Consider the following 22,525-nt stretch of genomic DNA (forward strand, 5'->3'; position numbering starts at 1 on the left):
ACAAATTGTATACTACAAATATAAGGATATTGATTCCTGAATGTCAAGGTGATAGGCCTATTCTTTTAATTTTTTCGATAAAATGCAAAAAAACCCGCAAATTGCGGGTTTTTCCTTAATACTATGTATTATTTTTTAGTTTCCTGTTGCCCATGCAAAAGAAGTAACATCTACTTGTGTGCCGGTATTGTATGGTCCGGCTGTTGTAGCAGCTGTACCATCTATTTGAACATTTGCCAAAGCACCATTATCTTTCATGTCTACAAGTGTTGCATAACCCTCTAAATAAAGATTGGTAATGGTAGCACCAGATTCTTTTTTAAACTGAAGAGCTGTACCGTCTACCGTTGAGATTGCTGTTAGGTTAACGAATTTAGGATTGTTGTTCAAACCATCACCTTCCAATGCAGTTGAAAATCCTGTAATTGAATGCAATAGAAAGGCATTTGTTAGAGTACCGCTCCATCCCTCTGTCCAATCCACAGAATCATCTTCATTATTTTCAGAATAGTAATTGGTGACATTTACGGTTCCTCCAAAAAATTCAACACCATCGTCCTTACCATTCAGAATTGCAACATTTTCGATGGTAGTTCCAGAACCAACTGAGTATAAGGTAAGACCGTTATATTGCGACTCGGCATTAATTTGAGCACCTGCATAATTGATTACGAGGTAGTTGATAGATCCAGAAGAATCAGCATTATCATTACCACCATAAAGTATTCCACCTACTTCAGCAACAGCATCAACTCCTTCAGTGGTAATAGCATTACCTGCAATTACCAAACCTCCCCAATCTCCGGGGCTTTCACCGGTAGAAGTCATAATAACTGGATTGCTCTCAGTGCCTTGAATATCGATTTGAGCTCCTTTTTGAACAACTATGTACGTTTGGGTTGCATCACCTGATTCAACATCTGCAATCAACTTTGTACCCGCAGGTATGGTTAGTTTTGCACCTGAATTTACACTAAACGTGCTACTTAAATAGTAGGTTACTTCAGCATCCAATGTAAGATCGGAAGAAATACTACCTGATAAAACACTTGTTGTTACTTCTGTATTTGAGTTTACCCATGCAAACAATGCTATATCAACGCTCGGAGCCATAATATATGTATTAGCAGGGTCTGCAGCTACACCGTCAATTATAACATTGGTTAATGACCCATTATCCTTCATATCTATGGTAGTTTCATAACCTGCCAATGATAAACCGGTAATTGTCGCACCTGATTCCTTTTTAAATTGTAGTGCAGTACCACCTACCGATGAAACAGCAGTAAAATTGGTAAAGGTAGGATTATTGTTGATGCCATCGCCTTCAGCAGCAGTAGAGAATCCTTCTTGGCTATGTACTACATATGTATTCGTAATAGTACCGTTCCAACCTTCTGTCCAGTCAACAGCATCATCTTCGTTGTTTTCTAAATACATGTTGGTTACGTTCACGGTTCCACCAAAAAACTCAACACCATCGTCAGTACCATTTAACATGGCCACATTTTCAATTGTTGTTCCTGAACCAACCGCATATAATGTAAGCCCATTATACTGTGATTCTGCATTGATTTGAGCACCTGCATAATTGATTATTAAATATTCAATAGATCCTGAGTTGTCGGTATCAACAGATCCACCATAAAGTATACCACCTACTTCAGCCGTAGCATCTACACCTTCTGTTGTAGTTGCGTTACCTGCGATAACTAAACCACCCCAGTCACCTGGAGATTCATTAGAAGAAGTCATAGTTACAGGGGCAGAAACTGTACCTTGAATATCAATCATTCCTCCTTTTTGAACTACAATATATTTATCTGTCCCAGCTTGTGAAACAATTTTAGTACCAGCGGGTATTGTTAAAGTTGCACCAGATTCTACACTGAAAGTTCCTGTTAAAGAATATTCTTTAGTACTATCTAAAGTTCTGTCCTCTGCTAAACTGCCGTTAAGGTCGGTACTTTCTAATGGCGGGCAAGTATTACATGAGGTACCACCACAATCAACACCGGTTTCATCTCCGTTTTGTTTACCATCGGTACAAGTTGCATCTGGTATTGGATCACCTCCATCATTATCGTCACCACTACAGCTAGCCAACATAAGAGCACATACTGCGGCGAATATCATCGAAATTTTAATTAATTTTTTCATTTTAGTTTTTTTTCATTTTAGTTTTTAAAAGCTGTAATTCAATCCTAAACTAAGAGTAGTGCCGCTAGTATACGAGCGTACTATTTCTTCTGTTTCTACATTGGTTGTGCTTGGCTTTACTAATTGTGTTCTTTTTATATCTGGATTCAATAAGTTTCTACCTAGAAAACGCAAGGTCCAATGTTCGCCTAACTCTTTGGTTAAGGTGGCATCGAAAACCACAAATCCTTTTTCAATAATTGCATCATTATAGAATGTTTCGCTTTGACTTTGTACCTCTGGGGCCCCAAGAGCGTATATCTTGTCAGAAGCATAATTCGCAGTCAAAGATGCGGAAAAGGGATTGTCTGAAGGTGTTGAAAAGTTTAAGCTTGTGTTAACAATCCAGTCAGAAGCGCCCTGTAAACCCGTTTGTGTTAAGCCTTTGTAACGAAATGTTCTTATAAAGTTACCATCGGCATCGCGAACCTCTTTTAGGTCTTGTGAATGCCACATTCTAGTAGCATTAAAATTAAGATCAAGATTAATGCCTTTTGGAGTTTCGCCTTCGTCGTTAACCTTTACTAAATCTACTTTAGTCTCTAATTCAAAACCGTACACTTCACCTTTTTCTCCAGAATTGAAATAGGAGAATACACCAGCAGAACCACGATCTTGTACTGTGTTTATTGGATCTTTAATTTCTTTATAAAAACCAGCTAGGGATATAAGTTGACCATTTGAAGGAAAGTACTCCCATTTTAGGTCATAATTAATATCTTTTGACGCATCTAAATCTGGATTACCTCTTGTAACTTGACCTGTTTGTGAAACATATTCAAAAGGAGAAACTTCTTTGAACTCAGGTAGTGTAATGGTATTGCTTATGGCTAGGCGTAACGCTTGATTATCATTTAAACTATACTTAACATTTAAACTGGGATAAACATTGTTGTAGTTTTTATTTGCTTCACCAATTCTACCAGGAATGTTACCTACATCATAGGTTACTTTTAGGTCATCTTTTTGAAAACGAAGACCGGCATTAAAATTCCATTTTTTTAAACCAACATTAAAATCTGCAAATGCCGCTTGTGAGGTTAACGCTCCATTATAGAAATCTGTTTGAAGTTCATTTAGTTCTAAAACGCCACTAACGAAATTAGAGGCTTGAAATATAGAGCCAATATTGTCAATGTCTACTGGGTTTATAGCATTAGTACTCGTTTCCTCAACGCCCACAAAAAGTGATTCAAAATCTCTTTTTTTATTTCTATAGTTTACTCCAAGTTCTATATTAAAGGAGTTTTCATTATCCTCGTCATTTAGTACTTCTATTACGTCTTTTAAATATCCGTTGAATTCATTGTCAGTGATAAGTTGTTTGGACTTTCGTTGCTGAAACCCACCTGTACGTCCTAGTTGCACTAAAGTCCCATCAGAGTCAAAATTGACTTCATTTCTAATTCTGTTGGGTTCATTTGCATTAACTAGGTTGTATCCACCAGCCCATTCTAAAGAATTTTTTTCTCCTAGTTTGTGTGTTCCCAAAAGTTGAGAAACCAACAATCTAGTTTGTTTAATGTTTTGGTCACGAACAAATTGTGAAAGTCCTTCTGCTGGATCAGATTCTTCAAAAATAGTTCCTTCGCCATTTCTACCTCCTTCATATACTTCATCAGTCAATTTGTTTACAAAAAAGGTGCTAGACTTTATTTTGTTTTTGTCATTGATAAAGTAGGTAAGGTCTAATAATCCACTAGTAGTTACTTTCTTGCTATATACTGTAGCATCTGTTATAGTATCATCCACGAAGTTTGACCGAAATTGTCTAAAAAGACCTTGTCCATATTCATATGATTCAGATTGAGATGCGTTAATGAATGCAGATAGTTTTTCTTTTATTCGCTTTCCGGCAGCTATTGAATAGGTATAATTAATAGGGGTACTTTGAACTTTCGGGTTCCATCCTTGAATGGTAATTAGGTCTCTTGTAGAGGCATTTTGGTCAAAAAATCCAAAATCTACATTTCGTTGATTAGGAGAGACTTTGAAATTGTCAAAAACTCCACTTTTAGCAACATTTGTATTGACACCTGATCGAATAGAAACACTTAATTCTTCTGAACCTTGTAATTCTCGAGAAGATATGTTGATGTTTCCAGATGCTTGATCGGCAGATGAAAGAACAGAATAAGTTTTGCTTACACTTACATTTTGAATTACCCTTGTTGGGAAAAGACCCAAATCAATATTCTTCTTTTCAACGTCATCAGAAGGTATTGGTAAACCATTTAAAGTTGTGCTAAGGTAACGATCGCCTAAACCTCTAACAAAAATATCGCCTGAAGCTTCGCTGCTAGAAACTCCTGAGATTTTAGTTGTCGCTGTAGCTACATCCGACACGCCTATTTTTGCTAATTGTTGAGCGCCAATACTTTCTTTGATTTCTATAGCTCGTTTCTGATCTAACAACAAAGCAGTTTCAGAATCTTTGCGAGCTACAGTAGTAACGGTTACTTCATCTAAAGACACTCCTTGAGACGCACTTAAGGGTACGTCTATGGTGGTTACTTTGCCGGCTATAACTTCAACATTGGGTATTTCTACGGTTTCATATCCTAAATAACTAAATGAAACAGTATAGATGCCAGGTTCGATATTTGATATTTCATATAATCCATCAAAATCTGATGTGGTCCCTTTAGTGGTGCCTTTTAATAAAACGTTAGCGAATGCTAAAGGTTCATTGTTAACTTCTTTGTCTGTGAGTTTTCCAACAATACTTCCAGTGTCTTGAGCACTAGCATTTATCGAGATAAAAAGGAATGTAAAAAGTAGTAATTTATTCATTAGATATATTGATTCTTAAATCCGCGGCAAAGGACGCTAGTTATTGTAAAGGACAGGTTAGATCCATGTTAAACATTTATTTTGTTTATGTTATGTAAAGGTTACTACATTAAATCAATGTTAACTGACGTTTCTGTAATAGTATTATCTTTACTTTTGACCGAATCAATCAATTTGAAAACCATGAAAAAGAAGGATATTAGGATACTTTTAGTTGATGATGAACCAGACATCCTAGAGATTGTAGCTTACAATCTTTCTGCCGAGGGTTATGATGTCTATACCGCTAAAAATGGTACAGAGGGAGTGGCAAAAGCGAAAAAGAAAATGCCACATCTTATAATACTGGATGTGATGATGCCAGAGATGGATGGGATTGAGGCATGTGAGATTCTGAGGAAAACACCTGGTATGGAAAATACCATTATCACTTTTTTGACAGCTAGAGGGGAAGATTATTCTCAGGTAGCTGGTTTTGAAGCCGGTGCAGACGATTATATTACAAAACCAATAAAACCAAAAGTATTGGTGAGTAAGGTAAATGCATTATTACGTCGCATTAAAAATGATGAAAATGCTCAAGAAGATATAACCAAAGTTGGTGACATTGTAATTAATAGAGAAGAATATAAGATTATACAAAAGGGTATAGAGATTATTTTACCAAGAAAAGAATTTGAACTTCTTGCACTGCTGACTTCAAAACCTAGTAAAGTTTTTAAACGAGAAGTGATTCTTGATAAGGTTTGGGGTAATGAAGTTGTTGTTGGTGGCCGTACTATTGACGTACATATTAGAAAGCTTAGAGAAAAAATTGGGGAAGACCATTTTAAAACGGTAAAGGGAGTAGGATATAAGTTTGTTTTATAGATGGTCGCAACGCTACGTTCAAAAAGATCATATCGTTTTGCATTTCGCTCTTCGCTATATATCGTTGTAATCGGTATATTGGTTCTAGCTTTTTTACAATGGCGATTTAGTACTATCAATTGGGGTATTCTTGTTTCAGCGGCAGTGTTGTTTTTTATAATATCATTTATTACGTTGCAGCTTAGAATTGAAAAATTCATATACAAACGAATTAAGAAAATTTATGACGATGTCGAGTTACTAGAATCAAGCACAGTGCCTTCATATCCGGTAACGACCGATATGAGAACGTTGACCGCTGAGATTGAAAAATTTGCCAAAGACAAGAAAATAGAAATCGATACCCTAAAAATTAGGGAAGAATATCGAAAAGACTTCTTGGGCAATGTTTCCCATGAATTAAAAACGCCACTTTTTACTGTTCAAGGCTATATAGAAACATTGTTAGATGGTGCCATGGAAGATAAAAATGTTCGAAAGAAGTACCTGATTCGTGCAAATAAAGCTGTCGACCGTCTAATTTATATCGTTAAAGATTTAGATCTCATTACTAAATTAGAAGTAGGTCATCTCAATTTAGAGAAGAAGTCTTTTAATATCATAGAATTGATTCAGGGTGTCTTCGATCTTTTAGAAATGAAGGCAGCAAAAAAGAATATCACGCTCACTTTTGACATTATTTACCGAAAACCAATTTTTGTGTATGCCGATAAAGAAAAAATACAACAGGTGCTTACCAATTTGTTGGTGAATTCTATTAAGTATGGTAACGAAAATGGTACTACAGAAGTAAGTGTCGAAAACTTGGTGAAAAATAAAGTAATCGTTAGGGTGACTGATAATGGTGAAGGCATATCCGCAGTACACATTCCAAGACTTTTCGAACGTTTTTATAGAGTCGATCAAAGTGGTAGCAGACGAGAAGGTGGTTCGGGCTTAGGCTTGGCTATCGTTAAGCATGTAATTGAAGCACACGGTGAAAAAATTTATGTTGAAAGTGCCGTAGATGTAGGGTCCGAATTTTCATTTACGCTCGAAAAAAGTAACATACAAATTGAAGAAGTTCAATAATCGCCAAGCCTCTCTTTTTTCTTAGCTTTGCCGAAGTTTAGAATTCATAATTGTGGGAAGTAAAAATAAATTAAAACGATTTCAGGAAAATGAAACTTTTCCGAATGTTATACAACCAAGTCGAGAGGAGGTTGTAGGTGGATTTCCGTTAAAAGGGAAATGGCATACCCATTTTAAAAACAATAACCCAATTGTCTTAGAATTGGGTTGCGGTAAAGGCGAATATACTGTAGGTTTAGCTAAAAGATTTCCAAATAAAAATTTTATAGGTATCGATATAAAAGGCGCCCGTTTTTGGAGAGGCGCTAAAATAGCCATTGAAGAGAATTTACCGAATGTAACTTTTATACGTACTCAAATTGAATTGGTAGATTATATTTTTGGAAAGGAAGAAGTGTCTGAAATCTGGATAACTTTTCCCGACCCTCAAATTAAGTATAAGCGTACTAAACACCGAATGACAAACCAAGAGTTTTTAAAGCGTTACAGGCAGGTTCTAAAAGTGGACGGAACGGTCAATTTAAAAACGGATAGTGAGTTTATGCATGGGTATACATTAGGCTTGCTTCATGGGCTGGGGATAGAGGTTCTTTACGCCAATCATGATGTATACAAAAATGAGGGAAGTCCGAAAGAAGTACTTGAAATACAAACTTTCTATGAAAATCAGTATCTTGAAAAGGGAAAACCTATAACCTTTATTAGATTCAAGGTAAACTAATTAAATGCAACAATTAGCAACTTTATTTGTTTTTACTTTTGGAAGTGCTTTTTTGGCGTCATTGCCACCTGGGTTACTCAATTTAAATGCAGCCAAAACTGGTGTTGAGAAGGGCAGAGCCAATGGAGTTATTTTCGGTTTAGGCGTTGCGGTTGCGGTTATGATGCAATCTTATCTTGCTGTTCGTATCGCTAAATACTTTTCTAGAAATCAACATTTTATAGAGGTTTTATTGCAAATAGCATTAGTCTTGTTTTTAATATTGGCAATTTACTTTTTTGTTAAGGCAAAAAAACAACATAGAGAGCCCTTTGTAGTCGTTGAAGCAAAGAAACGTAAAAGCTTTTCTAAAGGAGTTTTTTTGGCACTAATCAATTTGTTGGCCATACCTTTTTACAGTGGCTTAAATACCGTATTTCATACTCAGGAGTTAATGAGCTATAAAATTGTCGACGAAATTATATTTATAATTGCGGCGGGTAGCGGAACTTTTTTGGCCATGTATCTCTATGTATTCTATTTTAATAGAATGGAACATAAAACAAATGCATTTTCCAAAAACAGCAATTACATTTTAAGTGTGTTAATGGTGCTTCTTTTTATTATTACATGCTTTAGATTATTCAATTAAAGTTCGGATGCCTATGAAACCTGATAACGAAAATTTCTTTGAAAGGGTCTATCAGGTGACCAGATTAATTCCCGAAGGTCGTGTAACCTCATATGGCGCAATAGCTAAGTATTTAGGTGCTTCTCGTAGTGCAAGAATGGTAGGTTGGGCCATGAATGCCTCCCATAATATGGAAGATATACCTGCACATAGGGTAGTCAATAAAGCCGGACTCCTTACTGGAAAGCATCATTTTGATGGTACGAACTTAATGCAACAGCTATTAGAAGGCGAGGGAGTAATAATAAAAGATTTGCAAATAGTAAATCTCGAAAAATATTTTTGGGATCCTTTTATTGAACTACAATCGGATATTTAAGACTATTCAAAAGTTAGGGTAAATGTGGTCGTTTCATTAGAAACTACCCGAATAGATCCACCATGCAAACGCATAATCTGTTTGCTTAGACTTAATCCTATTCCTGTTCCGGTATTTTTGGTGGTGAAAAAGGGTACAAAAATCTCATCTAAAAGTTCGGTTGAAATTCCTGGGCCATTATCGGTAACCGAAATATATTTTTTTTCTTGTTGGTCAATACCTGCCTTTATTATTATACTACCCTCGTCTTGTTCTTCAGTGGCTTGCTGGGCATTTTTGCCTAAGTTCAGTAATATTTGTGTAAGCTGTTTTTCATCGATATAAAGTTCTAAATCCTCAGGTTCACAAGTAACTTCTAAAGTAATGTTATGTGCATTGGTATACTCTTGTAAAAGTAGCCTTACCTTTTCTAGAAACTTTTTGGCTTGAATCAATTCTTTGTCCGGTTCGGGAACACTTAGAAAAGTTCGGTACGACTGTACAAAACTCATCAAATCATTCCCCTGTTCTTTTATCACCTCAAGACCTTTTGCGGTATTTTTAATTTGTATTTCCCCAAACTCTTCAGCTGTAACCAATTCATTTCCTTTTTTAAAATATTTTAGAATAGACTCGGATATTGAAGTTATAGGAGTAATGGTATTCATGATTTCATGTGTAAGAACACGTATCAATTTCACCCAAGAATCGGTTTCCTTATCATCAAGTTCTTTTTGAATATCATGTACGATTACTAGTAATAGTTTTTTTTCCTCTATGGTTATCGGGGTACACTTTAGCGTTAGTTCTTTTTTTCCTCGTTCGTTGCCTAAAGAATACAATGTACTTTCAAATGGCTCTAAAGATTCAAAAAGGCTATATAGATTGGGGTCTATTTGTTTTAATTGTTTTACATGATTAAGAGGTCTGTAGTTTAATAAGTTTTGCACAGTTGGGTTAGCATATAAAATATGTCCTTTCTCATTAATGGTAAAAATGCCAATATCTGCCTGCCGAAGAATCTCTTGGTAATACTGTTCTTGAGCTTGCTTTTTTAGATGAATATCTTGAATCATTTTGTTCAACATATTCAGGCTATGGTTAAGCTCTTCCAAAGATTTAACACTTAGTTTTTCTGGAAATCTTAAGGTGAAATCCTCATTTTTTATGGCATCAAAGAAATAGGCGATTTTTCTATTGGTTTGGTTGACAAAATATACCAAGCTATACGAGAACCCAATGAATACGAAACTTAAAATACCACAAAGTATATAGTGTTCATTAAAGAATAGAAAAGCGACTAAAAGAGCGCAAACTGCAATTAGTATAATTCGGAAAATAAGTTGGTAGTAAATACTTTTGCTGACCATTATTTACCAGATTTTTTAAGTTTGTTATAAAGTGTCTGTCTTGAAATGCCAAGTTGTTCAGCAGCTGCACTGTAATTACCTTCATTTTCGTTTAAAGCCTTGGTAATCATAAGAAGTTCCATTTCTTCTAAAGTTTTGGGTCCATCTTCTACAGAAAATGAGGTTTTGTTTTCCAATAGAAAATCTGTCGGTTTCAAAACATTGCCTTCAGAAAGAATAACAGCACGCTCCATTGTATGCAAGAGCTCCCTGACATTGCCAGGCCAAGCATATTCCATTAGTTTTTCTTGGGCAGATTGGTTAATTTTCAAGCTTGGTTTACCATATTTATGTGCAAATTTTTTCAGGAAGAAATCAGACAAAATTAAAACATCCCCATCTCGTTCTCTAAGAGCTGGCACTTCAATTTGAATAGTATTGATTCTATATAAAAGATCTTCCCTAAATAAACCATCTGCTACCATTTGGTCTAAATTACAATTGGTGGCACAGATTAACCGAATATCGACAGGTATAGGTGTATTGGATCCCACACGAACAACGACCCTGTTTTGAATAACCGATAATAGCTTCGCTTGCATTTGAAGGGATAGGTTTCCTATCTCATCTAAAAATAAAGTGCCACCATTTGCAGCTTCAAACTTACCAGCGCGATCTTCTTTTGCGTCGGTGAAGGAACCTTTTACATGTCCAAAAAGTTCACTTTCAAATAAATTTTCAGAAATAGAACCCATGTCCACCGAAATAAAAACCTCATTATTTCTAATCGATGATTTGTGCAATTCTCTGGCAATCAATTCTTTTCCTGTTCCGTTTTCGCCTGTCACCAAAATATTGACATCTGTTTTGGCAACTTTTTGAACAAGATTAAGAACACTGTTCAAGGCTTTAGAATTACCGATGATATAATTTTTATTCTGATTGATAACCTGTTTCAGGTTACTCTCTTTCTGTTTTAATTGATGTACTTCTTTTTGTGTCTTTCTAAGTTCGAAAGCAGATTTAACTGTAGTTAAAAGGCGTTCATTGTTCCAAGGCTTTAATATAAAATCTGTCGCACCTTCTTTTAGAGCTTCCACCGCAAGTTCTATAGCACCATATGCGGTCATCATTATTACCGAAATATGAGGTGCTTTCTTTTTTATTTCCCGCAACCAATAAAGTCCCTCGTTACCGGTGTTCACTCCTGCTGAAAAATTCATATCCAATAGTATGATATCAATTTCTTTAAGATTTGGAAATGACGATAGAAGATTTGGGTTTGAAATTGTTTGAACACTTTTGTATTCGAACTGTAATAAAATTTCCAAAGCGCTAAGAACACTTTTGGTATCATCAATTACTAAGATTTTGGCTTCGGTCATTAGAAAAATCAATTAACATATTTAAAACTACACATAGAAGATTGTATTTTCAACACAGTGTAAAAATATTTTACAATATCTGTACAACATTTTTACAGTATTCTTATTTTTAAATTTTTTATAATATTATAAATAGTTGATAAACAGAGAGTTGAAATTTTGGCACATATATAGTATAGAGTATGGCATACCAATATAGAAATGAATCAAAAAATTAGAATAACAACTATTTTACTCTTAACCATTTGGGGTTCCATCTTTGCTCAAGAAACATGGACATTAGATGAGTGTGTGGCATTTGCCTTAGAGCATAATTTACAGCTTAATGACGTTGAATATACTAATCAATCGAATAAGGAGACCTATAGACAATCTATCCGAAATTTGTTGCCATCTGTTAATGCAAGTGGAAATTATAATATCAGTTTTGGTAGAGCCGAAGATCCAAATACAGGAACATTCGTTAATCAAGATTTTTATTCGAATAACTATTCGATAGAATCGTCGATCGATTTGTTTCAAGGATTTCAGAAAATCAATACCATTAAAGCATCAAAGTTTTTATATAAGGCGACTCAAGAAGAAGTTTTACAACAAAAGTATTTGTTGGCATTTAGGGTTATGCAGGCTTTTTATGATATTCAATTTTTTAAGGGGCTTGTAGCCATTTCAAAAGAACAGTTATCTGTTTCGCAATCGAATTATAATTTAGTTGAAAAGCAGATAGAATTAGGACTGAAAGCCGGTGCCGATTTGTATGAAGCAGAATCTTTATTATTGACAGATAAATTGAATGTGACACAAAGTAATAATCAATTGGCCAGCGCCAAGCTTACATTGATTCAAGAAATGAATTTGGAGAATACTTCAGATATTTCTATTCATGAAGATTTAGCAGAGATTACCACCGATTTAGGCGATGAAGAGATGGCATCAGATTCTATATATGGTGAAGCACGTGAATTTTTACCTTTAATTAGGGCGCAAGAATTGAGGGTGAAGGCAGCGAAAAAGCAGGTGGCAATTTCAAGGGGAAGACTTTATCCGTCACTATCATTATTTGCTGGTGTGGGTACAGGCTATTTTGAGACTACACGAGATACATTGGGTAATACATTACCTTTTAGAGAGCAGTTTAGAGATAACACCTCGCAATATGTAGGTATAAATTTAAATGTTCCTATTAGTAACGGTTGGTCTGCAAGATCTAGGGTGAAACAATCAAAAATTGAACGGCTAAGGGCAGAAAATAATTTAAAGACACAAGAACAAGTACTTTTTCAGGCTATTCAGCAATTGGTGCAAGACTATAATTCACTTTTAGTAGAATTGGTACAAAGTAACCAAAAAATGGAGGCCCAAAACTTAGCATTCACGATTGCTCAAAAACGCTATGAGAAAGGGATGATAAATGCGCTTGAACTATTTACGGCAAAAAATTTATTCGCCAGTGCGCAAAATGAAAATTTACAGGTAAAGCTTCGTTCAGAAATCAATAAAAGTACTTTGGATTTTTACAGAGGATTACCAGTATTTAATATAAACTAAGCGTTAACGAACAACCAAGTACGAACAACGAACAAAATGGATATAAAATTAGAAAAGAAAAAAGGATTAAGACCCAAGCATTATGGGTACATCGCAATAGGTTTATTGATCTTATTTGTAGGATATAAACTTTTGTTCGGAAGTTCTGTTTCGACCTTTAGAACCGAAAAGGACAAACTGTCTATTGCTGATGTAACAGCAGGTAAGTTTGATGATTACATTACCATTAATGGGAATGTTGCTCCTATTGCCACTATTTATATGGATGCCTATGAAGGCGGGCGCGTTAGTGAAAAATTAATTGAAGAAGGTGCAATCGTCAAAAAAGGAGATATCATACTAAAGTTGGAAAATATGAACTTGTATGAACAGATTTTGGCAAGCGAAAGTAATTTGGCATTGAAGCAGAACGATTTGCGGTCGACCAAGATGAATTTCGATTCTCGACAGGTAGAAGGTAGAAAATCATTGGCAACGGCAAGTACAGATTTACAACGTCTGAAGAGAAATTATGAGCAAAATAAAGCGTTATATGATAATGAGTTGATCTCTAAAGAAGTCTTTCAACTTTCGAAAGAAAATTATGAGCTATCACAAAAACAACATGAAATTATAAAACTACAAACCGCACAAGATGATGAACTGCGAGAAACATCATTAAAAGGATTGGATACCGATTTAGACCGAATGCAAAAAACTTTAGGTATGGTGTACCAACGATTGGATCATTTAAATGTACGTGCCCCTGCCGATGGTCAATTAGGATTTTTAGATGCTGAAATAGGTCAGAATATAGCACAAGGGCAGCGAATTGGTCAGATAAATGTATTGACAGATTATAAAATTGAAGCTGATATTGACGAGCATTACATTGATCGTGTTAAAAGAGATTTAACGGCAGTTTTAGAACGTAACGGTACGGAGTTTCCTTTACGGTTAAGAAAAGTATATCCTGAAGTAAGAAATGGACGGTTTAAGGTAGATTTGGTTTTTACGGATAACAAACCAGAAACGATACGATCAGGTCAGAGTTATAATATAAAATTGCAATTGGGAGAATCTAATGATGCACTTTTATTACCAAAAGGAAGCTTTTTTCAAAGCACAGGAGGACAATGGATTTTTGTAGTAGCGCCAAATGGTAACGAGGCCATTAAAAGAAACATCCGTATAGGAAAACAAAACTCTAGATTTTATGAAGTATTGGAAGGTTTGCAATCTGGAGAAAAAGTAATTACCAGCAACTATGACAATTTCGGAGAGGCCGAAAGAATTGTCTTAAAATAAAAATAAACTGTCACATCTAATATAGTCGAGATGTCTTTTAGATAACAATTAAAATCAATCGAAAATGATAACCATTACGAATCTTAAAAAGAGTTTTAGAACAGAAGAAGTAGAAACTTTGGCATTGAACAACGTCAACCTAAAAGTTGAGGATGGTGAGTTTGTTGCAATTATGGGACCTTCGGGTTGCGGTAAATCAACGCTATTGAATATTATAGGTATGTTGGATAACCCAACCGATGGCAGTTATAATTTTGCTGGTAACGAAGTTGGGGGCTTAAAAGAGAGTCAGCGTACGCAATTACGTAAAGGTAATTTAGGCTTCGTGTTTCAAAGCTTTAATCTAATAGATGAACTTACCGTGTTTGAAAATGTAGAGCTGCCGTTGATCTATTTGAAGATGGGAAAGGCAGAGCGTAAAGAAAAAGTAATGAAGGTTTTGGAGCGTATGAAAATTGCGCATAGAGAAAAGCATTTTCCACAACAACTATCAGGCGGGCAACAGCAGCGTGTTGCTATTTCACGAGCGGTAGTAACGAATCCAAAATTGATATTGGCAGATGAGCCAACAGGTAACCTAGATTCGAAGAACGGTATAGAGGTAATGAACCTATTAACAGAATTAAACCAAGAGGGAACCACTATAGTAATGGTTACACACTCAGATAGAGATTCGCATTATGCCCATAGGGTGGTAAATCTATTTGATGGTCAAGTGGTGACCGAGAGTCAAAATAGGGCTATAGGAGCCATGATGTAAGGGGGTTTATTCATCAATTAACAATTAACCAGCCAACAAACCAAACCAACCAAACTTATCCCTTAATCACGGATAATAAAATTATCATCAATCAAAAAACGAGCATCATGTTTAAAAATTATATCAAAATCGCATGGCGAAGTCTAAAAAAGCAACCTTTTTTTACATTTCTTAATACATTCGGCTTAGCTATTGGCATGGCTGGGGCACTACTTATATCATTATATATCTATGATGAAATGAGTTATGATAAAATGTTTGAAGATGCCGATCGGATCCATAGAATAAATGCAGATATTAAATTTGGTGGAGATGCTCGTGAGTTTGCTGTAACACCGGCTCCCATGGCAGATGCATTAAAAAATGATTTTTCCGAAATCGAGTTGGTCACTAGGTTTAGGACTCGGGGCAGTGCATTGATACGTAAGGCGGATGATCAAACTAATGTAAAAGAAGAACAGACTACTTTTGTTGATCCTAGCTTTTTTAAAATGTTTGGGATAGAATTGTTGGCAGGCGATGTTAAAACGGCTTTAAAAGATCCAAACACTTTAGTGCTAACTAAAACTGCTGTTGAAAAACATTTTGAGATTGGCAATGCGATAGGTCAAAATTTGGTGCTTAATAATGAAGAGACCTATACGGTAGTAGGAGTTGTTGATGATTTTCCACAGAATTCTTTCTTAAGAGATTATTCTGTTTTTGAATCTATGGAAGGAAATGGTGATGCAAAAGAGATTAATTGGGGAAGTAATAACTATCAAACATTTATTAAACTTATACCCTCGGTCAAAGCTTCCGATATACAAGAACAATTACGTGGATTTTTAGGTAAATATGTGATTCCTGGTGTACAACAATTTATGCCAGGTATAACTGAAGAACAGTTGAAAAAATCTGGTAGCTACTTGGTTTATAGCACGATGCCATTGACCGATATTCATTTGAAATCACATAGGGTTGCCGAGATCAGCGCTAACAATGATATTCAAAGTATTTATATTCTTTCATTTATAGCTGTATTTCTTATTGTTTTAGCCAGTGTTAATTTCATGAACCTCTCTACTGCGCATTCTTTAAAACGGGCAAAGGAAGTTGGGGTTCGAAAAACATTGGGGTCCAATAAATTAGACTTGGTGCGTCAATTTTTAGTAGAGTCAGGTTTAATATCTTTCCTCTCCTTGTTACTCGCACTTGTTTTTGCCATTATTGCGTTACCTTTTTTTAATACGTTGGCGAATAAGGATTTGTCCTTTCCTTTTGTAAGTCCGGTGTTTTGGATCATTATTTTAGTTTCAGTAGTTATTTTAGGTCTTTTTTCAGGAAGTTATCCTGCTTTTTTTATGTCGCGATTTATGCCTGTTAAAGTGTTAAAAGGGGGTGGCGGAAGCAGTGTTGGTGGTGGAACGATAAGAAATTCCCTAGTTGTATTTCAGTTCGCCATTTCAGTCTTTTTAATAGTGAGTACTTTGGTAGTTTACCAACAATTAAAGTATATACAAGGTAAGGACCTAGGATTCTCTAAAGATCAGGTCTTGATCATTAATGATGTATATACTGCAGGCGATAAGGTCAACTCTTTTAAAGAACAGGTGAAACAATTGAGCTTTGTAAAAGATGCCACATTAAGTAGTTTTTTCCCGACACCTTCTAGCCGAAGTGATTCTACTTTTAGTCCTGAAGAAGGGGGAACCAATCAAGAGAATGCGGTAAGCATGCAGACATGGGCGGTTGACTATGATTATGTTTCGACCATGGATTTTGAATTGGTAGCTGGGCGCAATTTTGATAGGAATTTTGGAAATGATTCTACGACCATTATAGTCAATGAAGCTGCGTTAAGAATAATGAAATTAAGCCCGAAAGAAGCCATCGGTAAAAGATATACGCCCAATTTTGATTCAAATAATCCAGAATATTTCACCATAATCGGTGTTGTTAAAGATTTTCATATTGCTTCTTTAAAAGAAGATATCGACGCAGTAAGTCTTCATTTAGGAGATGGAGCCTATGCTTTGGCCGTAAAAATACAGTCAGGTGATTTTTCGAATGCGATCACACGAATAGAAGGTGTTTGGAATACTGTAGTACCTGGTGAGCCCTTTGATTACTATTTTATGGAAGATGCCTTTAATAATACGTATCAAAGTGAACGAAGGTTAGGTAATATTTTCATAATTTTTACCATACTTTCCCTTTTAATTGCCTGTTTGGGTCTTTTTGGTTTGGCAGCATTTAATGCAGAAAAGCGAATAAAAGAGATTGGGGTACGCAAGGTTCTGGGTGCAAGTGTAAGTCAAATATCCACGAGGCTTACGGTAGATTTCTTAAAGCTGGTGGGTATTGCTATTTTAATTTCTTTACCGCTTGGTTGGTACGCCATGAACATGTGGTTAGAAGATTTTACCTATAGAATAGCCATACCATGGTGGGTTTTTTTACTAGCGTCATTTTTAGCGATTCTAATTTCTGTGCTAACGGTAAGCTATCAAAGTATAAAAGCGGCAATTGTTAACCCAGTAAAAAGTTTACGGTCAGAATAATTCATCAATTTATGTCTAGTGTAGCAGAATCATCAATCATCAAAAAACGAGAATCATGTTCAAAAATTATATCAAAATCGCATGGCGAAACCTAATCAAGAACAAAGGCTACTCGATAATCAATATAGGGGGTTTGGCCATCGGTATGGCATGTTTTCTAATAATAGCTTTGTTCGTAAACAACGAACTCTCTTATGATACCTATCATGAAAAAGGTGATAATATTTATAGGGTAGTACATCATAATGGATCTGAGGATATAGACGACCAATGGATTTGGGGTAATGCCCCTATTGGTCCTGCCTTAAAAGCTGACTTTTCTGAAGTGATAGAGAAGGTTCAATTTTCAGGAAGATCTGACGTACTGCTTGAATATAACAATAACTCTTTTCAAGAAAGCAATTGTTTTTATGTGGATGATATGGTTTTTGATGTCTTTAGTTGGCCATTAATTTCGGGTAATCCAAAAACTGCGTTAGAAGCACCTTACTCTATTGTGCTAACTGAAAGTACCGCAAAAAAATACTTTGATAATGAAGACCCAATGGGTAAAACTGTTGACGGTATTGGCGGTAGAGCTAATGATGGCATGTATACCGTTACGGGTGTGATGAAAGACGTGCCCTCTAATTCACATTTTAGTTTTGATGTGTTACTCTCCATGAGTTCTTTTTATCAAACCCGGCCCAGTATTTTTGAATCATGGGGCTATGTAGATTTCTACACGTACTTTTTAGTGAACGATAATTTTAATTTAGAGGTTTTTCAGGAAAAGATGCCCAGTTTCTTAAAAACAAGGCTTCCAGAAGAATCGAAAGAATATTATTACAACGTTTCGTTTGAACCTTTAAAAGATGCGTATTTAAATTCTAAAGCGGTTCGTCAACCAGGTATAACGGGAAGCTTGTCCAACATTTATATTTTCGCCATAATAGGCTTGTTTATTCTGATTATTGCCAGTATTAACTTTATGAATCTGGCCACTGCTAGATCTATGGAACGTGCCAAGGAGGTTGGGGTTAGAAAAGCGATCGGGGCAGATAAAAAAGGACTCATCTATCAGTTTATGGGCGAGTCGTTGATTATGGTATTTCTATCGGCAATAATAGGTCTTTTGATAGTATCTATTTGTCTTCCTTGGATGGGTAATATTACAGGAAAGGAGTTTGTTATAAAAAACATTTTTAATACAAATACCTTACTACTTTATTTTGGAACTGCTTTGGTTACCGGTTTGTTAGCGGGTAGTTATCCTGCTTTCGTTTTGTCCAACTTTAAACCTGTAAGTGTGCTGAAAGGTCTTGTGAGTTCTTCACCGCAAGGAGTTAACCTTAGAAAGGGTTTGGTAATATTCCAGTTTAGTCTTTCCATTGTATTAATAGCGAGTACCGTTATTGTATATTTTCAATTGAGTTTTATGTTGGATAAAAACCTTGGGTTTGACAGTGAACAGCAACTGGTGATAGATTTTAATTATGACGGTGCTATTCGTGAAAATTTGGAAACCATTAAGAACGAGTTTTTGACGTTACCAGAAGTATCCTCAGCTTCTGCTTCAAGGACTGTGCCTGGTGCTCATTTCCCGGCTGCAGGAACAAATATTGAAAGTAAGAAGGGTGAAATGCTAAATTATGATCCATTTCTGTACGAGATAGATGTTGATTTCATACCCCATTATAAGTTAGAAATGGCGGCTGGTAGGGCTTACTCTAGAGACTTTCCGGCAGATACTATATCATCAATGATTATAAACGAGGCGGCGGTCAAGGAATTCGGATACGCGAATCCTGAGAACATATTAGGAAAGAAATTTGAACAATGGGGTAAGTCAGGTACTATCATTGGGGTTGTGAAAGATTTTAATTACTTATCTCTTCATGAAAAAGTAGGCCCTCTTACCTTACGATATGAACCTGGTAGTAGTAGATTTTTATCACTAAGCATAAAATCGGAAAACATGGCTGCAGCTATAGACAAAATTGAAAATAAGTGGGCTGAATTGGCGCCACATCGTCCGTTTCTCTATAGTTTTTTAGACGAAAGTTTTAATGAACAATACATAGCCGATTTCAGATTTAAAGAGCTATTTACACTTTTTTCCTTCTTGGCAATATTAATAGCTTGTTTGGGTCTATTTGGGTTGGCTACTTACAGTGCCATGCTCCGTACGAAAGAGATTGGAATTCGAAAAGTATTAGGAGCAGAGATTTCTAGTATTGTTACCTTATTATCAAAAGATTTTATCAAATTGGTATTAATATCTATTCTAATAGCAACACCATTTGCATGGTATGCCATGAACAAATGGCTAAATGTGTACGCTTATAAAATTGACATTAGTTGGTGGATTTTTGCCTTGGCCGGAATAATTGCACTTTCAGTGGCCATATTAACCGTAAGCTATCATGCGATTAGATCAGCGAGAGCAAACCCTATAAAAAGCTTGCGTACAGAATAATTCATCAATCATCAAAAAACGAGAATCATGTTCAAACAATATATCAAAATCGCTTGGCGAAACCTGTTAAAAAGTAAGCAGCAGACCGTTATAAATTTATTAGGTCTTACGGTTGGTACGGTTAGTTGTCTAGCCATTTTATTATTCGTGTTTTCTCAATTTGGTTATGATGAACATCATGAAAACGCAGAAAGTATTTTTAGGGTTGAGACCGTTATAGAAAGAGATGGCAAAGAAGGTTTTGATACTGCTGCTGCTTCGCCTCCTATTGCATTTGCGCTAAAAGAAGATTTTCCAGAAGTTGAGGAAGCTACACGTGCATTCTTGACAGATGTGTTCTTTAGTAATTTAATTAGTGCTGCCGATAGTAAAGATGCCTATTATGAACCAAGAGTGTATATGGCAGATTCTACTTTTTTTAAGGTGTTCACTTATAAATTTATTGAAGGTACAGAAGAGGCAGCTTTAGACGAGCCTTTTTCATTGGTACTATCTTCTTCTTTAGCGAAAAAATTATTCGGTAATCAAGAAGCTTTGGGTAAGGCAGTAACATGGGGTAGTGGAGATGATGCCCAAACCTTAACCGTTAAAGGTGTTTTTGATGAATCGTTTGGTAAGTCACATTTAAAACCGAATTATATTGTAAGCATGAGTACCCCAGGTATTGGAACTTTTGTTCAGAATTTCAAAAGTTTTGCTACCAATAACTTTGTGTACAGTTATGTAAAGTTAAAACCAAATAGTAATGCCGAAGGCTTACAAAATAAACTGCCTGGATTTTTACAAGAAAGAGGAGCAGATGACCTCAAAAATGCTGGCATGGATAGAAAAATTTTATCACTACAAAATATCGCAAAAATCCACCTGTATTCCGATGGTCGTAACAATCAGATTCATGAAGTTTCTAACATCAAATATCTTTATTTTTTATTGACACTCGCCTTTTTTATTCAATTGGTTGCATGTATTAATTTTATAAACCTGAGTACGGCAAGAGCCAGTAAAAGGGCAAAAGAGATTGGGGTTCGTAAGGTTGTAGGCGCCGGTACCAATAGTTTAATGCGACAATTTTTAGGCGAATCTTTTCTACTGTCTATTTTTGCAATGCTCATAAGTATTCCTATTACGGTTTTGCTGTTGCCACTTGTAAATGAATTAACCAATGCGAGTTTAGGTTATGAAGATTTATTGAACTTGCGCATTGGTTCTATATTAATCGGGTTGGGAGTCATCACAGGTATTGTGTCGGGCATATATCCAGCAATAATTTTATCCAAAATAAAACCTATCAGTGCCTTGAAAAGTGCTACGATTTTACAATCGGGTAACGGTACGTTCAGAAAAGCTTTGGTGGTATTTCAATTTGTTGTTTCTATCAGTTTAGTGGCGACGGTAATTATCGTGACACAGCAGTTCCGTTTTACACAAAGTAAGGATCTTGGCTTTGAGAAAAAGAATCTTTTAGCACTAAGAATAGGTACGTCCGAATCTTCAAGCAAGTTTGAATCGCTTAAAAAATCATTTCTAAAAATACCAGGGGTGCTAAATGTATCTAGCGGAAATTATGCACCATCTGAAGTAGTATTAAATGATAATGGCTTGTATTTGCCAGGTGGAAATAGAGAGAATAATATTATTGTAAAAAGACAAGGTATAAGCGAAGATTATTTTGAAACCATGAATATTCCATTGGTAATGGGAAGGGATTTTACACCTGCTGATACCACGGATCAAATTATTGTAAATCAAGCGACATTACGAATTTTTAAAATTAAGGAAGAAGATGCTTTAAGTACAAGACTCATTCAAAGTTTTGGAGACGAGACTAATGAAATGAGGATTATAGGAGTAGCAAAAGATTACCACTTTGCATCCTTAAAAAATGAGATAGCACCTTTATTTCTTTATAAGGAAAATGAACCAAACTGGTTGTTTTTAAAGACCCAAACTACCAATTACGAACAATTATTGGCAAATTTAGAACAACAATGGAAGGCAACTGTAAACAATGTTCCTTTTGACTATAGGTTTGTAGATCAGGAAGTCGAGAAACTCTATGACGAAGAAAAACGGTTAAGTCAAATTTCAATTGTTTTTACCATACTGGCTATTCTTATAAGTTGCTTGGGTCTTTTCGGACTTGTTTCCTTTGTAGCCGAGCAGAAAAAGAAAGAAATCGGTATACGCAAAGTATTGGGAGCAAGCATTGGGTCAGTAGTTCAATTATTGACAAAAGATTTTATTAAGCTAGTGCTTATCGCACTTGCTATAGCAACACCTATTGCTTATTATTTTATGCAACGCTGGTTAGAAGATTTCACCTATCGTATAGATATACAATGGTGGGTATTTGCGTTGGCAGGTGGTTTTGCGGTACTAATTACTTTTTTCGCTGTAGGGCTTCAATCTTTAAAATCAGCAATTGCGAACCCTGTAAAAAGCTTAAGAACCGAATAAGAATTTATTATTCGACATAAGCGGGCTTACTATTATTTTTATGTAAATATATTAGACATCATTTGTCCAATAATTTTACAGTTTTCAAAGAAAGAAAATTTATAAATAACTAAAAA

General features: G+C 35.5%; 15 protein-coding genes. 11 read left to right on the forward strand and 4 right to left on the reverse strand.

All coding sequences use genetic code 11. The features are described from left to right. Positions 1 to 135: 135 nt before the first annotated feature. Together AACZ49_RS01290 and AACZ49_RS01295 are read right to left on the reverse strand one after the other, a co-directional pair. On the reverse strand, positions 136 to 2,160 hold the full coding sequence (locus tag AACZ49_RS01290) for a hypothetical protein (RefSeq protein WP_339650776.1): 2,025 nt from the start codon (positions 2,158 to 2,160) through the stop codon (positions 136 to 138). 24 nt (positions 2,161 to 2,184) lie between these two features. Then, complete coding sequence (locus tag AACZ49_RS01295; protein ID WP_339650777.1) at positions 2,185 to 4,992, reverse strand: TonB-dependent receptor; 2,808 nt, start codon at positions 4,990 to 4,992, stop codon at positions 2,185 to 2,187. Between the two features lie 183 nt (positions 4,993 to 5,175). Here AACZ49_RS01295 and AACZ49_RS01300 point away from each other — a divergent pair, with 183 nt between their 5' ends. Genes AACZ49_RS01300 through AACZ49_RS01320 form a run of 5 tightly spaced genes read left to right on the forward strand, consistent with a single transcriptional unit; the run spans position 5,176 to position 8,643 of the window. Further along, on the forward strand, positions 5,176 to 5,862 hold the full coding sequence (locus tag AACZ49_RS01300) for a response regulator transcription factor (protein ID WP_339650779.1): 687 nt from the start codon (positions 5,176 to 5,178) through the stop codon (positions 5,860 to 5,862). After that, the gene (locus AACZ49_RS01305; protein ID WP_339650781.1) at positions 5,863 to 6,933 is read left to right on the forward strand and encodes an ATP-binding protein; all 1,071 of its coding nucleotides are present in this window, start codon (positions 5,863 to 5,865) and stop codon (positions 6,931 to 6,933) included. Between the two features lie 52 nt (positions 6,934 to 6,985). Then, positions 6,986 to 7,654: a tRNA (guanosine(46)-N7)-methyltransferase TrmB gene (gene trmB, locus AACZ49_RS01310; RefSeq protein ID WP_339650783.1), complete on the forward strand. Its 669-nt coding sequence runs from the start codon at positions 6,986 to 6,988 to the stop codon at positions 7,652 to 7,654. A 4-nt stretch (positions 7,655 to 7,658) separates the two neighbouring features. After that, positions 7,659 to 8,285 (forward strand): LysE family transporter, encoded by a 627-nt coding sequence (locus tag AACZ49_RS01315; RefSeq protein WP_339650785.1) that lies wholly within the window; start codon positions 7,659 to 7,661, stop codon positions 8,283 to 8,285. A 13-nt stretch (positions 8,286 to 8,298) separates the two neighbouring features. After that, a complete protein-coding gene (locus AACZ49_RS01320; protein WP_339650786.1) occupies positions 8,299 to 8,643 on the forward strand; it encodes an MGMT family protein in 345 nt (114 codons plus the stop codon). 2 nt (positions 8,644 to 8,645) lie between these two features. Here the strand turns inward: AACZ49_RS01320 and AACZ49_RS01325 are convergent, their stop codons facing one another. Beyond that, complete coding sequence (locus AACZ49_RS01325; protein ID WP_339650787.1) at positions 8,646 to 9,992, reverse strand: ATP-binding protein; 1,347 nt, start codon at positions 9,990 to 9,992, stop codon at positions 8,646 to 8,648. Next, the gene (locus AACZ49_RS01330; RefSeq protein ID WP_339650789.1) at positions 9,992 to 11,356 is read right to left on the reverse strand and encodes a sigma-54 dependent transcriptional regulator; all 1,365 of its coding nucleotides are present in this window, start codon (positions 11,354 to 11,356) and stop codon (positions 9,992 to 9,994) included. Before AACZ49_RS01330 ends, AACZ49_RS01325 begins: the two co-directional genes overlap by 1 nt. 201 nt (positions 11,357 to 11,557) lie before the next feature. Here AACZ49_RS01330 and AACZ49_RS01335 point away from each other — a divergent pair, with 201 nt between their 5' ends. The 6 genes from AACZ49_RS01335 to AACZ49_RS01360 all read left to right on the forward strand — a co-directional run bounded on the left by AACZ49_RS01335 (position 11,558) and on the right by AACZ49_RS01360 (position 22,409). Further along, positions 11,558 to 12,904, forward strand: coding sequence for a TolC family protein (locus tag AACZ49_RS01335; protein ID WP_339650790.1), 1,347 nt, complete (start codon positions 11,558 to 11,560; stop codon positions 12,902 to 12,904). Between the two features lie 36 nt (positions 12,905 to 12,940). Continuing rightward, positions 12,941 to 14,191 (forward strand): efflux RND transporter periplasmic adaptor subunit, encoded by a 1,251-nt coding sequence (locus AACZ49_RS01340; RefSeq protein ID WP_339650792.1) that lies wholly within the window; start codon positions 12,941 to 12,943, stop codon positions 14,189 to 14,191. 64 nt (positions 14,192 to 14,255) lie between these two features. Next, on the forward strand, positions 14,256 to 14,951 hold the full coding sequence (locus AACZ49_RS01345; protein WP_091620775.1) for an ABC transporter ATP-binding protein: 696 nt from the start codon (positions 14,256 to 14,258) through the stop codon (positions 14,949 to 14,951). A gap of 107 nt (positions 14,952 to 15,058) precedes the next feature. Continuing rightward, positions 15,059 to 17,494 (forward strand): ABC transporter permease, encoded by a 2,436-nt coding sequence (locus tag AACZ49_RS01350; RefSeq protein WP_339650794.1) that lies wholly within the window; start codon positions 15,059 to 15,061, stop codon positions 17,492 to 17,494. Positions 17,495 to 17,549: 55 nt separating this feature from the next. Continuing rightward, positions 17,550 to 19,952: an ABC transporter permease gene (locus tag AACZ49_RS01355; RefSeq protein WP_339650795.1), complete on the forward strand. Its 2,403-nt coding sequence runs from the start codon at positions 17,550 to 17,552 to the stop codon at positions 19,950 to 19,952. 27 nt (positions 19,953 to 19,979) lie between these two features. Next, a complete protein-coding gene (locus tag AACZ49_RS01360; RefSeq protein WP_339650797.1) occupies positions 19,980 to 22,409 on the forward strand; it encodes an ABC transporter permease in 2,430 nt (809 codons plus the stop codon). The last annotated feature ends 116 nt before the right edge of the window (positions 22,410 to 22,525 follow it).

It is taken from the genome of uncultured Maribacter sp. (genome assembly GCF_963975365.1).
GTDB lineage: Bacteria > Bacteroidota > Bacteroidia > Flavobacteriales > Flavobacteriaceae > Maribacter.

Coding starts and splice junctions, on each gene's coding strand:
- AACZ49_RS01290 (WP_339650776.1), bottom strand. CDS start 2,160: ATGAAAAAATTAATTAAAATTTCGATGATATTCGCCGCAGTATGTGCT.
- AACZ49_RS01295 (WP_339650777.1), bottom strand. CDS start 4,992: ATGAATAAATTACTACTTTTTACATTCCTTTTTATCTCGATAAATGCT.
- AACZ49_RS01300 (WP_339650779.1), top strand. CDS start 5,176: ATGAAAAAGAAGGATATTAGGATACTTTTAGTTGATGATGAACCAGAC.
- AACZ49_RS01305 (WP_339650781.1), top strand. CDS start 5,863: ATGGTCGCAACGCTACGTTCAAAAAGATCATATCGTTTTGCATTTCGC.
- AACZ49_RS01315 (WP_339650785.1), top strand. CDS start 7,659: ATGCAACAATTAGCAACTTTATTTGTTTTTACTTTTGGAAGTGCTTTT.
- AACZ49_RS01320 (WP_339650786.1), top strand. CDS start 8,299: ATGAAACCTGATAACGAAAATTTCTTTGAAAGGGTCTATCAGGTGACC.
- AACZ49_RS01325 (WP_339650787.1), bottom strand. CDS start 9,992: ATGGTCAGCAAAAGTATTTACTACCAACTTATTTTCCGAATTATACTA.
- AACZ49_RS01330 (WP_339650789.1), bottom strand. CDS start 11,356: ATGACCGAAGCCAAAATCTTAGTAATTGATGATACCAAAAGTGTTCTT.
- AACZ49_RS01335 (WP_339650790.1), top strand. CDS start 11,558: ATGAATCAAAAAATTAGAATAACAACTATTTTACTCTTAACCATTTGG.
- AACZ49_RS01340 (WP_339650792.1), top strand. CDS start 12,941: ATGGATATAAAATTAGAAAAGAAAAAAGGATTAAGACCCAAGCATTAT.
- AACZ49_RS01345 (WP_091620775.1), top strand. CDS start 14,256: ATGATAACCATTACGAATCTTAAAAAGAGTTTTAGAACAGAAGAAGTA.
- AACZ49_RS01350 (WP_339650794.1), top strand. CDS start 15,059: ATGTTTAAAAATTATATCAAAATCGCATGGCGAAGTCTAAAAAAGCAA.
- AACZ49_RS01355 (WP_339650795.1), top strand. CDS start 17,550: ATGTTCAAAAATTATATCAAAATCGCATGGCGAAACCTAATCAAGAAC.
- AACZ49_RS01360 (WP_339650797.1), top strand. CDS start 19,980: ATGTTCAAACAATATATCAAAATCGCTTGGCGAAACCTGTTAAAAAGT.